General features: G+C 67.6%; 12 protein-coding genes. 3 read left to right on the forward strand and 9 right to left on the reverse strand.

The annotated features are described in order from the left end of the window. Both AB0H00_RS25000 and AB0H00_RS25005 read left to right on the forward strand, forming a co-directional pair. On the forward strand, positions 1-5634 hold a 5634-nt coding region (locus AB0H00_RS25000), incomplete at its 5' end, for an amino acid adenylation domain-containing protein (RefSeq protein ID WP_357270632.1). A 136-nt stretch (positions 5635-5770) separates the two neighbouring features. After that, positions 5771-6346, forward strand: coding sequence for a Uma2 family endonuclease (locus tag AB0H00_RS25005; RefSeq protein ID WP_357270635.1), 576 nt, complete (start codon positions 5771-5773; stop codon positions 6344-6346). Positions 6347-6390: 44 nt separating this feature from the next. On the opposite strand, the gene AB0H00_RS25010 is transcribed toward AB0H00_RS25005, so the two are convergent. The 3 genes from AB0H00_RS25010 to AB0H00_RS25020 are packed head-to-tail and all read right to left on the reverse strand — an operon-like array spanning position 6391 to position 8032. Beyond that, positions 6391-6993, reverse strand: coding sequence for an ATPase (locus tag AB0H00_RS25010; protein WP_357270638.1), 603 nt, complete (start codon positions 6991-6993; stop codon positions 6391-6393). Beyond that, positions 6993-7472 (reverse strand): DUF1772 domain-containing protein, encoded by a 480-nt coding sequence (locus tag AB0H00_RS25015; RefSeq protein WP_357270641.1) that lies wholly within the window; start codon positions 7470-7472, stop codon positions 6993-6995. Before AB0H00_RS25015 ends, AB0H00_RS25010 begins: the two co-directional genes overlap by 1 nt. After that, positions 7472-8032: a peroxiredoxin-like family protein gene (locus AB0H00_RS25020; protein WP_357270644.1), complete on the reverse strand. Its 561-nt coding sequence runs from the start codon at positions 8030-8032 to the stop codon at positions 7472-7474. The genes AB0H00_RS25015 and AB0H00_RS25020 overlap by 1 nt, the downstream gene beginning before the upstream one ends. A 70-nt stretch (positions 8033-8102) precedes the next feature. On the opposite strand from AB0H00_RS25020, the gene AB0H00_RS25025 reads away from it, so the two are divergent. Beyond that, a complete protein-coding gene (locus AB0H00_RS25025) occupies positions 8103-8714 on the forward strand; it encodes a TetR/AcrR family transcriptional regulator (RefSeq protein WP_357270647.1) in 612 nt (203 codons plus the stop codon). Positions 8715-8769: 55 nt separating this feature from the next. Here AB0H00_RS25025 and AB0H00_RS25030 read toward each other — a convergent pair whose 3' ends face one another. From AB0H00_RS25030 to AB0H00_RS25055, 6 genes are all read right to left on the reverse strand, one after another. Next, complete coding sequence (locus tag AB0H00_RS25030) at positions 8770-9537, reverse strand: NAD(P)H-binding protein (RefSeq protein ID WP_357270650.1); 768 nt, start codon at positions 9535-9537, stop codon at positions 8770-8772. A 113-nt stretch (positions 9538-9650) separates the two neighbouring features. Then, entirely contained in the window at positions 9651-10361 is a 711-nt protein-coding gene (locus AB0H00_RS25035) for a hypothetical protein (RefSeq protein WP_357270653.1), read from the reverse strand. Positions 10362-10966: 605 nt separating this feature from the next. Next, positions 10967-11497, reverse strand: coding sequence for a hypothetical protein (locus tag AB0H00_RS25040; protein WP_357270656.1), 531 nt, complete (start codon positions 11495-11497; stop codon positions 10967-10969). A 116-nt stretch (positions 11498-11613) separates the two neighbouring features. After that, positions 11614-12414 carry a family 1 encapsulin nanocompartment shell protein gene (locus AB0H00_RS25045; protein WP_357270659.1) on the reverse strand — a complete coding sequence of 267 codons (801 nt, stop codon included), beginning with the start codon at positions 12412-12414 and terminating at the stop codon, positions 11614-11616. Further along, positions 12411-13460: a Dyp-type peroxidase gene (locus AB0H00_RS25050; protein WP_357270662.1), complete on the reverse strand. Its 1050-nt coding sequence runs from the start codon at positions 13458-13460 to the stop codon at positions 12411-12413. The genes AB0H00_RS25045 and AB0H00_RS25050 overlap by 4 nt, the downstream gene beginning before the upstream one ends. Positions 13461-13519: 59 nt before the next feature. Continuing rightward, positions 13520-13846, reverse strand: a complete 327-nt coding sequence (locus AB0H00_RS25055; RefSeq protein WP_327110265.1) for a cupin domain-containing protein — start codon at positions 13844-13846, stop codon at positions 13520-13522. Between the last annotated feature and the right edge of the window lie 26 nt (positions 13847-13872).

Below are 13872 nucleotides of genomic sequence, written 5' to 3' on the forward strand. Positions count from 1 at the left end.
GACACCGTGCGGGTATTCGCCGAACGGTTCACCCGACTACTGCACGCGATCACCACCCAACCAGAGCAGCCGGTCGGCGACCTGCAGATCCTGGAGGAGTCAGAGCGCACTGATCTGCTCACTCGGGCTGGTGGCCCAGCAGTGCGGCCGCGCACTCTTCCGGAGCTCATGACGGCCGCGGCGGCCGCGAATCCGCACGGTCCGGCGGTCGTCTTCGAGGGCCACTCGTTGACCTACGCCGAACTCGATGCCGCCTCCACACAATTGGCGCGTGTCCTGATCGATCGTGGCGCGCGTCCGGAGGTGCTGGTGGCCGTGGCGATTCCGCGGTCGATCCGGTCGGTGCTCGCGGTGTGGGCGGTGGCCAAGTCGGGTGCCGCATTCCTGCCGGTCGACCCGGCCTACCCGGCCGACCGCATTGCGCACATGGTCTCCGACTCGGGTGCGCAGCTCGGCCTCACGATCGCCGCGGAAGCCGCTGCGCTGCCGCCGATCGCGAGCGGTGCCGGCTGGCTGGCCTTGGACGATCCGCAGTTCGAGGCCGAAGTGCAGGCGCAGTCGGATCTTCCGATCGCCGATTCCGAGCGGCACGGTGTGATCCGGGCGGAAAACACTGCGTACGTGATCTACACGTCCGGTTCCACCGGTCTCCCCAAGGGCGTCGTGGTCACCCATGCCGGCCTGGCGAACTTCAGCGCCGAGCAGGTGGAGCGGTATCGCCTGGACCGGGATTCGCGGGCCCTGGCGTTCGCATCCCCGTCCTTCGACGCGTCGATGCTGGAGTTGTTGCTCGCGCTCGGCTCGGCGGGCGGGCTCGTGGTCGCGCCGCCGCTGACCTTCGGCGGGGAGGCACTGGCCGACCTGATCCGTGCCGAGGGTGTCACGCACGCCTTCCTCACCCCGTCGGTGCTGGCGTCGCTGGACTCGGACGCGTTGTCGGGTATGCGGGCGATCGTGGCGGGCGGCGAAGCGGTGCCCGCTGATCTGGCGGCCAAGTGGGTCGGGGTGTCCGAGCGGGCGTTCCACAACGGGTACGGGCCCACCGAGACGACGATCATGACCAACATCAGTGACGCGTTGCGGCCTGGTGACCCGGTCACCATCGGCGGTCCGATCCGCGGCATGCGGTCGCTGGTGCTCGACAGCAGGCTGCGTCCGGTGCCTGAAGGTGTTGCGGGCGAACTCTATGTGGGTGGTATCCAGTTGACGCGTGGCTATCACGCGCGACCGGGACTGACGGCGGCGCGGTTCGTCGCCGATCCGTATGGTGCGCCTGGTGATCGTCTCTACCGCACCGGCGACATGGTGCGCTGGGGCAGGGCCGGGGGCGTCCCGGTGGTGGAGTATGTGGGCCGTAACGACTTCCAGGTGAAGGTGCGCGGTTTCCGTATCGAGCTCGGTGAGATCGATGCGGCGCTCGCGGCGCAGCCAGGCGTCGACTTCGCGGTCACGGTCGGCCGCGAAGCCGGTTCCGGCGCCACGATGCTGGTCTCCTACGTGCTGCCGGCCAAGGGGGCGACGCTGGAGCCTGCCGTGCTGACCGAACGGATCGGGCGGACGTTGCCGGAGTACATGGTGCCCGCGGCGATCGTCGTGCTCGACGAGATCCCGCTCACGCCGGTCGGCAAGCTGGACCGCAAAGCACTACCCGAACCAGCCGTGGAGACCCGCGCCTACCGCGCCCCGCAAAACCCCACGGAACAGGTGATCGCCGAGGTGGTCGGCGATGTGCTCGGCATCGACAGGGTTGGTCTGGACGACGACTTCTTCGCGCTCGGTGGTGACAGCATCGTCTCCATCCAGTTGGTGTCGCGGGCCAAGACGCGTGGGGTGACCTTCACCCCGCGTGACGTCTTCGAGCAACGCACCGTGGCCGCGCTGGCCGAGATCGCGACGCTCGGCGGCCCCGAACAGGCGAAGCTGGAGGAACTGCCCGGCGGCGGTGTCGGCGAGATCCCGCTGTCGCCGATCATGACGCAATTCCTTGCGAGCGGCTCGTCCTACCAGCGGTTCTCGCAGACCATGGTGTTGCGACTGCCCGAGGGCATCGATCGGGAGACCCTGGTCGGCACCATCGCGGCCGTGTTCGACCATCACGACGTGCTGCGGTCGCGCCTGCGCCGCACCGGCGCGGACTGGACGTTCGAGGCGCTGCCGCGCGGTGCGGTCGACATCGATGCGCTGGTGCATCGGGTGGAGCTGGCCGTCGACATCGACGAGGCGGAGCTGACCAGGGTCGGCACCGCGGCGCTGGACGCGGCGCTGGGCCGGCTCGATCCGGCGAATGCTGCGATGGCGCAGTTCGTGTGGTTCGCCTTCGACGGTGAGCGGCGCGACGTGTTGCTGATCGCCGCGCACCACTTCGTGATCGACGGCGTGTCGTGGCGCATCCTGATCCCGGACTTCGCGGTCGCCTGGTCGCAACTGGTTGCCGGTCAGCCGGTGGCGCTGCCCGCCAACGGCACCTCGATGCGGCGCTGGGCGCACAGCCTCCTCGACGCGGCGCGTGCTCCGGAACGGGTCGCGGAACTGCCGTTCTGGCAGCAGGTTTCGGCCACCCCGGACCCACTGCTCGGCGTGCGTGCGTTCGACCCCGAAGTCGACACGAACGCGACCGTCGAGCGAGTCGAGGTCACACTGCCCGCCGAGATCACCGACGCGGTGCTCTCCGCGATTCCCGGCCTCTACCGCAGTGGCGTGAACGACGGTTTGCTGTCGGCTCTGGCCATGGCCGTCGTCCGCTGGCGTGGCGACCGCTCGGCAGGAGCGGCCGGTTCGGAGGCGGCAGCTCGCGTAACCACAGCGGGACCCGCGGACGCCGACTCGGTGCTGATCAAGCTGGAAGGCCACGGTCGCGAAGAGGACGTCGTCGCCGGCGCGGACCTCTCGCGCACCGTCGGCTGGTTCACCACCGCCTACCCGGTCCGGCTGGACCTGGCCGGCGCGGACCTCACAGACGCCTTCGCCGGTGGCGCCGCGCTGGGCGATATCGTGAAGTCGATCAAAGAGCAGTTGCTCGTGGTGCCCGACAAGGGCCTCGGCTATGGCCTGCTGCGGTATCTGAACCCGGAAACCGCGCCGCGCCTCGGTAGCGCGAGTGGGAGCAAGGCGGGATCCGACACAGCCCAGATCAGCTTCAACTACCTGGGCCGGATGTCGGCAGGGGGGAACAACGAGCAGCTAGCCGAGATCGGCTGGGTGCCGGCGGCCGACCTCGGTCAGCTGGATGTCGACATGGACCTCGACATGCCCGCCAACGCGACGATCGACATCAACGCGATCGTCACCGACGGCGCGGACGGCCCGCAGCTGAGTGCGTCGTTCGCCTTCCCGACCGGGCTGCTCGGCCAGGAACAGGTGCAGGAGTTCGCCGACCTCTGGGTCGAGGCGCTCACCGCGCTGGCCACGCATGCCCGGCGGCCGGGCGCGGGCGGCTTCACGCCGTCGGACATGCCGCTGGTTCGGGTCGGCCAGACCGACATCGAGCTGTGGGAACGGAACTACCCGGCGCTGGCCGAGGTATGGCCGCTCTCGCCGCTGCAGTCCGGTCTGCTGTTCCACGCGCTGATGTCCCAGTCCACCGTGGACGTGTACACCGTTCAGGCCGTGGTGGACTTGGGCGGCACGTTGGATGTCGCACGGCTGCACGCGGCCGCGCAGGGCATCATCGACCGGTACCCGAATCTGCGCAGCGCGTTCGTCACCGACTCCGACGGACAGGCCGTGCAAGTGGTGCTGGATCGGGTCGAGGCGCCGTGGCGCGAGGTGGATCTCACCGGGCTGCCCGCCGAGCAGCGGACCGCGGAACTGCGCAGGCAGGTCGCGGCCGAGCAGGCGACGCGCTTCGACATGACCGTCTCGCCGCTGATGCGGTTCACGTTGTTCCGCAGCGAGGAGTCGCAGTGGCACCTGGCCATCACCACCCACCACATCCTGGTGGATGGTTGGTCGATGCCGCTGCTCTTGCGGGATCTGCTGGTGTTGTACGCGGTCCGCGGCGACCAGACGTCGCTGCCGCGGGTGGCGTCCTACCGCACCTTCCTCGGTTGGCTGGCGGGGCGCGACCGGGACGCCTCGCTGCGCGTCTGGGCGTCGGCGCTGGACGGACTCACCGAGCCGACGCAGCTCGCGCCGCAGCCGCGTGCCGCGGAGAACTACGAGATCGGCAAGCTGACCACCGAGATCGACGCCGACCGCACCCGCAGGATCACCAAGCACGCAGCCGAACTCGGCGTCACGGTGAACACGCTGGTGCAGGCGGCGTGGGGCATTCTGCTCGGGCGGCTCACCGGTCGCGGTGATGTGGTGTTCGGCGCGACGGTGTCCGGCCGTCCGGCGGAGCTGTCCGGTGTGGAGTCCATGGTGGGTCTGTTCATCAACACGCTGCCGGTGCGGCTGCGGATCGATGACCGCGAGTCCGTCGGCAAGCTGCTGGAGCGGTTGCAGCACGATCAGGCCGACCTGCTCGAGCACCACTACGTGGGGCTCACCGACATCCAGCGGGTGGCGGGTGCCGGGTCGTTGTTCGACACGCTGGTGGTATTCGAGTCGTATCCGGTCGACAAGGAAGCGATTTCGGCGGCCAGCTCGATCGACGGCATGTCGGTCACTGGTGTCGACCTCAACGACGCGACGCACTATCCGATGACGCTGATGGTGGTCGCGGAGTCCACCATCGAGCTGATCCTGAAGTATCTGGGCAGCCGGTTCACTGCGGAAGAGGTGGAAATCCTCTCCGCGCGCCTGGTCCGAGTGCTGGACGCGCTGGTCGGCGATCCGGATTCCCTGATCGGCGACATCGATATTCTGGATGCGGACGAACGGGCCCAGCTGCTGGTCGAATCCGGTATCACGGCAACAGCTTCCGTGCAGGAGCCGGTCGGCCGGGTTGGTGCGCGCACGGTGGCCAAGGTGCTCGGCGAGGTCGTCGAGGAGGACCCGGAGGCGCCCGCGCTCTTGGCCGACGGCGACGAGGTCGCCTACCACGTGCTGGATCGGCGCTCCTCGCAGCTGGCCAGGGTGCTGATCGATCGCGGTGCGGGGCCGGGCGACGTCGTCGCGGTGACCCTGCCGCGCTCGGTGGACGCCGTGGTCGCCGTGTGGGCGGTGCAGAAGGCCGGTGCGGCCTGCCTGTTCGCGGGCGATCTGTCGGCGGCGGAGCTGTCGGCGGCGGGCGCCGGGTTCGGGATCGCCCTGGAACCGGTGGCCGACAGCGACATTCGCTGGCTGGTACCGGCCGACCCGCAGGTGCGGCAAGAGCTCGCCGCGGCGGCGTCGCATCCGGTGTCCTACACGGATCGGGCGCGCCCGCTCGGTGCGGATCATCCGGCGTTCGTCGTTCCCACGGCGGGCGGCGTCGTCGCGGTCACCCAGACCGAGGCGCTCGCCCAGGCCGAACGGGTGCGCGAGGAGTACGAGATCGACTACGAGTCGACCACGTTCACCGTCGCCTCATCCGGCCGCGCGGCTCTGCTGGAATTCCTGGCCGCCACCACCGCGGGCGCCCTCTCGGTCCTCCCGAACGGCGACCTCGGCGGCGATCTCGCCGACGGCGAGGTGACCCACTGGTTCATAGCCCCCGGCGAACCGACCGACATGGCAGCCGCCGAGGTCAAGATTGTGATCGCTGAATAGCGGCACGACGAGATCCGCCGGTGCAGGGCACGGCTCGGTGCCCTCTACCGGCGGGATCGTTTCGGCGGTTCGGCTAAACTCGAATGGAATCGGCGGCGACCGTACGTCACCGTTCGACGAGGTTGGAGGTGGTCTTATGGCTATGCCGGTGCACCGTGCAGAGCGCTGGACGGCTGCCGACCTCGAGCACATGCCCGAAGACGGACTGCGTTACGAGGTGTTGAATGGTCAGCTCGTCGTGAATGCCGCGCCGAAGCCCCGGCATCAGTGGCTGATCCAATGCTTGGTGCGCTCACTCACGGACGCCGTACCGTCTGGTTTCGTCGTGCTCGAAGGTGTCGGGGTATTGATCAACGACGATGAGCCGATTCCCGATCTGATCGTGGCGAGCGGTTCGATCGGGTGGGATGATCGAGGAATCCCCGCGGACCAGGTTCGACTAGTGGTCGAGGTGGTGTCCAAATCCACCACGCTGCAGGACAGAATGGTAAAGCCCGTCGTGTATGCAGAGGCGGGTATCCCGAGCTACTGGCGCTTCGAGCCCAACTCGTTCAAGGGGCAGCTGTCGGGCGAATCCTTGCCGGTGCTGTTCGCCCACGAACTCGGCGATGACCACGCCTACGAGTTGACGCACCGGGTGGCGGCAGGGGATGCCGTCACCTTGCGCAATCCTTTCGAATTCACGATCGATCCAGGGTCGCTACTGCCCTGATCGCCCGCCGTTGCCGGTCGGGCGATCGTTGGCCGAGGGGTGTGCTAGCCGGGGACTGCATGTTCCTCGGCGAAGACCTTGCGGCAGACCGGGGCGCAGAAGGCGTAGTCGGTGCCCTCGTGGGTGAGGGTGAACCGGGCGGTCGACAGCTCGACAGTCATGCCGCAGACCGGGTCGATGGCGTAACCCTCGGGGGCTTCGGCGTGGTCGCCGGAGTCCCGGTATTCCTGGGTCATCAGCTTGGTGATCTCGGTGGCGGTGAGCTTTCGGCCGAGGACGCCGAGATTGTGTTCACGCAGGCCGATGATCTGGATCACGCAGTGCGGGTCGCGGGTCAGTCGGTCCTGATCGGTCTCCGACTCGGCGATTGCCTTTGTGATCAGGGGGATCACGTGGTCGCCGAATTCACTGTTGTTGCTCCATGATCCGGGAACGGTGAGCCGCACCAGGTAGCGCGGTGCGAGCGCCCCGCCGGTCACCCAGACCTCGGGGGTGCGCACCAGAACATGGGTCAGTTCACGGGCTTTCGTCAGTACCGAGTCCGGCGCGGCGGGTTCGGTGGTCAGCTCGCGCAGGATGTGTTCGGCGAGTGCCCGTTTGCGGTCGGTGGTCAGCGACTCGTCGGAGACGAACAATTCGACGGTCATCACAAGCGTGCCTCTTTCGTGGGGAGCAGGGTGAGCATGACGACCAGCAGGAACGCCACTACGGCGCACGCGGTGCGTGCGAAGTGGAACGCTTCCCAGCGAGCCAGGAGTGTGGCGTAGTCGGCCGGGGGACCGCTGACCGCCCACACTTTGATGTGCTGGTTGATCGGGACGTTGCCGAGCCGGGTGATCACCAACGCCGCGACGGCAAGCACGGCCGCGCCACCCGCGAACCAGCGATACCGAGCGGTGGAGCGCACGGCGAGTACCAGCGTGGAGAAAATGGTCAAACCCATCAGCGCTTGCATCACAAGGCCGTTCACGCTCATCAGGGCGGTGTGGAAGGTAAAGCGTACGTCCAGTGGCACCCTGCGGAAGGCGTACAGCACGTTGACCGCCCCGTAGCCGAACGCGCCCGCGAGCAATCCGCTGAACAGCAGCGCGAATGCCCTCGCCGGCAACGGCCTTTCGATTGCCATCACGGGCGACGCTCGATGGCTGGTACGAGCGCGAGCAATTCGTCGACCGACCACTGGTCGTAGACGTGTTTACCGTGCTTCGCGGCGAGCACGCGGCCGCCGGGGGCGATCAGGAAATCGGCGGGCAGCCCGAGACTGCCGCCGTCGGGTTTCGCGGGCGGGGCGGCCTGCCTTCCGCGCAGCGTGCCGCGCACGTCGTGCGCGACACCGCGAAGGATGGCGCGCCAGCCACGCGGGTCGAGCAGCGCCCGTGGCGATTTCTCGACGCCGAACTCACGGTAGAGCTTCCGGGTCGGGTCGGCGATGACGTCCAGTGGCAGCTCAGCGGTGTACTTGCGCAATTCCTCCGCGCTGGAATGGAATACGACCACTTCGCGGATGTTCGCCGCGGCGATCTCGTGCCGGCGGGTGACGATCGAGCGCAGGTGCAGATTGCACACCGGGCAGCCGGCGAACCGGCGGAACTGTAGATGGATCAGGCAATCCGGGTCCGGCACCTGGATCTGCGCGCCGGAGACGGCGACCAGTGTTCGGTCGGGAACGTCGGTGGGTAAGGACATGGGGCTCCTCTCGTAGGAGTACATCGTACGCCTACGATCAGTATGCGCGTATCTTGTACGCTGTCAACTCGTGCCCCGTCCTCGGTCGCTGACGAACACCGATCTCGTGTCGGCCGCCCTCGCCGTGCTCGACCGCGACGGCCTGTCCGCGCTGACCATGCGCGCCGTGGCCAAGGAGCTGGGGGTGGCCACCATGGCGCTGTACCGCTACATCCGCGACCGCGACGAACTCGAGGTGCTGATCGTGGACCAGATGTTCGCCTCGATCGACACGACGCGGCCTGCCGGGATCGACTGGAAGGCGGGCGCGACGCTGCTGATCGAACACATCCGCGCCGGGGTTTCGGCCCACCCGGCAGCCGTGCCGCTGGTGCTGCGGCATCGCCAGTCCTCGGTGGAATCGCTGCGCGTGATGGAGGCCATGCTCGCCGTGCTCACCGAAGGCGGTTTCACCGGACGCGCACGGGTAATCGCCCAGCGCACGCTGATCGCATTCCTGCTCGGCTTCCTGCAGAACGAGCATTACGCGCCGCTGCCGGGTCGGGGCACGGCTGCGATGGCGCGACTGTCCCCCGAGGACTATCCGCATCTGGCGCAGACGGCCGGCCAAGCCAAGGACATGTCGGTCGACGACGAATTCCGGAATGGCGTTCAGATCGTGCTGCGCGGTCTGGAGCGTTAGAGTCACTGGCCGCGGGCGCTATGCCGAGCGATGGCCGGCGTCAGCGCCGTGATACCTACGGTCGATCGGCACGCTCGGTCAGGTAATCCTCCCAGGTCAGCTTGCCGACATCCGCGCTGTCGAACACCAGGTTCTCGCCCGCGCGGTAGACCCGGCCCGCCTTGCCGGGGACCCGCACCGTCAGCAGCGCGCGGTGCTTGCCGAGCGCCTTCAGATAGTCCCGGACCAGTTCACGCATGCTGATCACGGTCGGCCCGACCAGGTCCGGCACCCGTCCGGCGGGCGCGCCGAGCGCCAATTCCACCAGCCGGGCCGCCACCTCCCGTGCGTCGACCGGCTGGACGCACACGCCGCCCAGGATCGGCAGCACCGGCGACTTCAGCATCGCATCAACCAGATTCGGCACGAAGTCGTGGAACTGCGCTGCGCGCAGCGTGGTCCACGGGACGCCCGATGTGGCGACCACCTGTTCTGCGGCGAACTTCGCGCGGAAGTAAGTCAGCGGCAGCAGATCGGCGGCGGTCACCGAGATGTACACGACGTGCCGGACTCCAGCGGCGAACGCGGCGCGCATCAGGTTTTCGGTGGCCACCTCGTCGCCCTTGGCGTCGCCCGCCAGGTGCAGGATGGTGTCGACACCCGCAACAGCGGCATCGATTTCCTTGTCGCGCAAGAGATCTCCAGCTACGAACTCGACGCCGTCGACCGGTTCGCGCGCGCTGCGGCTGAGCACGCGGACATCGGCGCCGGTGTTCCGCAACAGGGGAAGGACCTGGCGGCCCAGTGTGCCGGTGCCGCCGGTGACAAGAATCTTCGTGGCCATGACCGTCTCCGATCCGGGTATCGATGGGTGGTTCCCATCTCCTCACTGGGACGACGACGCAGCAGCGCGGACTGTGACATGGCTCGACTGTGCACCCGCGCGGACGAGCCGTCCTACTTGGTCGGCGGGGTGAAGGGTTGATTGATCGTGGTGAAGTATTGGACAAGGGCAGCGATGGCGACAGGTGCCGTAACGAAGAGTTGACCGGCGAGGGTGCCGAGAGCGCCCACGGCGATGACACCACCCAGGCAGCCGACGGCAGCGGCTGGGATGAAGGGCCCGAACATGCCGATGATGGTCGCAGCGGCGATGGTCGCGCCGGCGATGCCACCGAGCACACAGCCGACGAGGCCGCCGCCGATACCGCCGACTGTGGTACCGATCGCCGCCCCTGATGCGATGGTGTCCTTCAATCGAGTGAAGGCCGCGACTTCACGGTCGTACGGCGATTCCCACCGAGCCTGGTCTTCGAAGGGGAGGGCAACCGGACGATAGGCGGCATGCTCGAGGTCGAATCGCGGTACGAGCGTGGCCGTCCGGCCCTTGATATCGGCGGCGATGGGGAAAACGAAATCGTCGACGCGGAATTCCAGCGGGGTGCCTGCGAGTACGGTGCCGTTGGCCGCTTTGACTTCGAAAACCCCATTCTCGACCGTCATCGAGCCCGAATCGATGTGGACGACCGCGCTGTCTTCGGATGTGGTCGCGGTGTAGCCGACCGTGCCACTGTCGGTGGCCTGCGGAGCAGCGCTGACATTTCCGGTAGTGATGCCGGCAACCGCGATGGCAAGCGTCGATGCTGTGGCGATCTTGCGCAGAAACATGTTCTCGGAACCTTAACCAGTTGTTTGAATGGTGGGAATAGGTGAGGTGCGGTATTACCCCTGTTGCCAGACCTCCCGGACCACGGTTACCTGGTCGGTGTCGAATTCGGCGCCGACGAGCAGCCAGCGCAGGCCGTCGAGTGCGTGACGCAAAAGGGCATCCATGGTGAAACCTCCTGGGGGAGCGGTTGTCTCGAAGATGGTCACCACCGTCGCAGAGTGTGGCTGAAGGCAGCCTGAAGCCACCTGAAATTTCTTCAGGAACAGTCCGACGTCGTCGCGCGATACCGCGGTCGACCCGTCGTGCAGGTGGGAACTCCGGCTGGTCGACCGCCGCCGTGAGCGCGGGTGTGAGCGATCAGCTCGATCGATTCGCCTGCCGATGTAGGGATTTCCCGACTTCGCGGGTCCACGTATCGGGGACAGACTCGGGTGACTCGACTCAACGAAACGGGTACCGGTCTACCGGTCCCAGATGCAGGCAGAAGCTGTGACTCTGCACTCATACCTGCTACTCGATCGGCCTGCGCTGCCGGCCGAATGACGGTATCGGAATCCGACGCACGGCGTCCCGCGCGGTTCTACCGCAGCGCCGCGCCGGACGATCAGTGGGTCGGCGGTGCGATCTGCCAGTGTTGCTGCAGCGCACCCGCGATCTGCGGCAGCACCGTCACCGGAATCCGCTTGCGGCGCAGCACCGCCCGGATCTCGGTGACCTGGTCGCGCTTGCGCAGGTCGTAGGCGCCCGTGACCGGGCGGACCACCGGCGGTATGGACAGTAGGACCAACTCGCCATGGGGTTCGTCGCCGCCGGACAGGTCCAGCGCCAGCGACCAGCGGGACCGTTCGTCGAGGGTGAACCGGCCGGCCACCACCCGATCCCACGCGATGCTGGACACCGTCCACGGCGTGCGCCGGTAGATGGTGTGGTCGGTGAGCACGACGGCGTCCCTGGTGAACAACGCCGATAACGCGGCGACGCCCGCGACGGCACCGGCCAGCAGGCCGGTGAACACCCGGTTGGCGCCGAACGCGGCCACAAAAGCACCGCAGATCGTCACGGTCACCAGGATGCCGAGCACGCTGTAGAGCGCCGCGCGCTGCGTCGGGACGACACCCACCCGCACCGTTGTCATCTCACCTACCTGCCTTTGGTGCATTGCCGGCATTACGGTACCTACTGCTCGCGCGCGGACGCACACCTCGGGAATTCCCAGCCGTGGCCGATCCGTGCGTCGAATCGGCCACAGGCTCATGCCGTCAGCGCGACCGCGGCCTCGGCGGTGTACACCAGGAAGGTCATGCTCTGCTGGAAATACAGCTGGACGGACTCGGCGTCGTGCGACAGATAGCCGATGGAGAGGTCTTGGCCGATGCGTAGATCGAAGTCGCCGCCGCGGGTGGTGAGCACGACCGCGCCGCTGATGGCGGGCGCCCAGATGATCTCGCCGTCCGGGATCAGGCGTTCGATGTGAGTGCGAATCATGTGCCCGTGGTCGGAGGTCTCGCTGACCTCGGTGTACAGGTCGGCGCTCAGCAGTACCGAGTACGGTCCGTCGACACCGGCCAGGCGCAGGGCGCTCAGCGCCTGCGCGACCGCCTCCGGCATCAGCCGGGTGTCGCTGGGCAGCGTGATCGGCTGGTTGGACGAACTTTCCCGGACACCGGTGATGGTCGCGGCCGGATAACCCTCGAAGATCGCGCGATCCTCGGCGAACGCGATCTTCTTCGCGGCATCCTTCACCGGGTCCAGATCGGTGTCCCGAGCGCCGCGCTCGACGTTGTCGAGTTCCGCACGGGAGAGCGTGAACGGCACCCGCAGTTCCACCAGGGGCGCGACCACGCGCCGGCGGGCCAGCACGCCTTCGTCGGGCGCCGCGATCGGCGTGGTGTGGCCGGTGCCGACGGCGGAGTAGTCGGTGCCGTGCGGGCCGGACAGGTCGACGACGCGGCGGCCCGCGATGTGCCGCTTGAAGGTGCGCGTCGCCTCCTCTTCGATGGCCGCCCATGCCTCGGACGTGATCGGCGCCAGTTCGCGATGGAGGTTGTTCATGACCGAGTGCTCCTTTTCAACGTGCCGATACCGAGGGCGCCGTCGCCGGAAACCGTGGCGCTGCCGGACAGACCTGCCCCATCGACGCCGACGGGTTCCCCGGATTTCTCCGTTTCCCACGGGGCGGGCGGAAGATCGTCGAGGAAGTCGATGGTCGGGGTGAAGAACGAGGTGCCGGTGACGGCGATGGAGAAGTCGAGGATGCGGTCGTAGGCGGCGTCTTCGGTGCCGAGGAACATGCGGGTGAGCATGCGTTCGGTGACGCTCGGGGTGGCCGCGTAGGCGATGTAGTAGGTGCCGAACTCGCCGTCGCGCACGCTGCCGAAGGGCATGTTGCCGCGCACGATCTGGCGTTCGGTGCCGTCCGGATCGACGAGCGTGTTGATCGCGACGTGCGAGTCTGCGGGTTTGTCCTCATCGGAGAGTTCGAAGTCGTCCAGCTTGGTCCGGCCGATCACGCGCTCCTGCTCCTCGACCGACAGTGCGCGCCAGTCCGCGAGCGGGTGTGTGTACTTCTGCACGATGACGTAGCTGCTGCCGGCGAACTCCGGGTCCTCATCGCCGACCAGGGCCGCGGAGACGGCCGTGCGGCCCTCCGGGTTCTCGGTGCCGTCGACGAAGCCGAGTAGGTCGCGCTGCTCGAAGTACCGGAAGCCCACCGTCTCGTCGACGATTGTCGCCGCGCCGGCGAGCCGGTCGCCGATCGCCATGGCCAGCTCGAAGCAGGCGTCCTGGGCCTCGCCTTTGATGTGGAACAGCAGGTCGCCCGGTGTTGCGGGCGCCGTGTGGTGCTCGCCTACGAAGCCGGGGAACTCATGCAGCTCAACGGGCTTCGGTCCCGCGAAGAGCCGGTCCCATGCGGCGGAGCCGATGGAGGTGACACAGGCGAGCCCGGCGCCCGCCAGCCGGAATCCCACCGAGCGACGCAGGCCGGTGATGTCGGCGAGCAGATCGCGCACCGCGGCTTCGCCGCCGTCGTCGATGGTGGCGACAAGGAAGATCGCGGCCGGTGTGAGTGGTTCGAGGATCGGCTGCGGCTCACCCATGATCGACAGACTAATGCCCGGCCCGTCCGACCGGCGGGCAGGGACGCACGGCGTAGCTGTTACTTCGCCACCGTCAGCAGGAAGGCGACGTCGTCCACGGCCTTGACGCTGTGGCGTGCCTTGGGCACCACGAGCAGGTCGCCCGCCGAGCCCTTCCATTCGTCGGTGCCGCTGATCAGGGTCAGCGTGCCGCTGAGCACCAGCAGGGTGGCGTCGCCCGCGTTGTCGTGCTCGGCCAGGCTCTGCCCGGCCGACAGGCCGACCACCGTTTGCCGAAGTGAATGCGTGTGACCGCCATAGATGGTTTGTGAACTACGTCCGCTCGTAGCGGTGGCTGCCAACTTGAGTTGTTGGCGAGCGACCGCAGTCAGCGATTTCTTGTCCATGGACCGCCTTTCGCAGATCACCAGCC

Source organism: Nocardia sp. NPDC023852, from assembly GCF_040639505.1.
Taxonomy (GTDB): Bacteria; Actinomycetota; Actinomycetes; order Mycobacteriales; family Mycobacteriaceae; genus Nocardia.

Coding starts and splice junctions, on each gene's coding strand:
- AB0H00_RS25005 (WP_357270635.1), top strand. CDS start 5,771: ATGGCTATGCCGGTGCACCGTGCAGAGCGCTGGACGGCTGCCGACCTC.
- AB0H00_RS25055 (WP_327110265.1), bottom strand. CDS start 13,846: ATGGACAAGAAATCGCTGACTGCGGTCGCTCGCCAACAACTCAAGTTG.
- AB0H00_RS25030 (WP_357270650.1), bottom strand. CDS start 9,537: ATGGCCACGAAGATTCTTGTCACCGGCGGCACCGGCACACTGGGCCGC.
- AB0H00_RS25035 (WP_357270653.1), bottom strand. CDS start 10,361: ATGTTTCTGCGCAAGATCGCCACAGCATCGACGCTTGCCATCGCGGTT.
- AB0H00_RS25020 (WP_357270644.1), bottom strand. CDS start 8,032: ATGTCCTTACCCACCGACGTTCCCGACCGAACACTGGTCGCCGTCTCC.
- AB0H00_RS25050 (WP_357270662.1), bottom strand. CDS start 13,460: ATGGGTGAGCCGCAGCCGATCCTCGAACCACTCACACCGGCCGCGATC.
- AB0H00_RS25040 (WP_357270656.1), bottom strand. CDS start 11,497: ATGACAACGGTGCGGGTGGGTGTCGTCCCGACGCAGCGCGCGGCGCTC.
- AB0H00_RS25010 (WP_357270638.1), bottom strand. CDS start 6,993: ATGACCGTCGAATTGTTCGTCTCCGACGAGTCGCTGACCACCGACCGC.
- AB0H00_RS25015 (WP_357270641.1), bottom strand. CDS start 7,472: ATGGCAATCGAAAGGCCGTTGCCGGCGAGGGCATTCGCGCTGCTGTTC.
- AB0H00_RS25045 (WP_357270659.1), bottom strand. CDS start 12,414: ATGAACAACCTCCATCGCGAACTGGCGCCGATCACGTCCGAGGCATGG.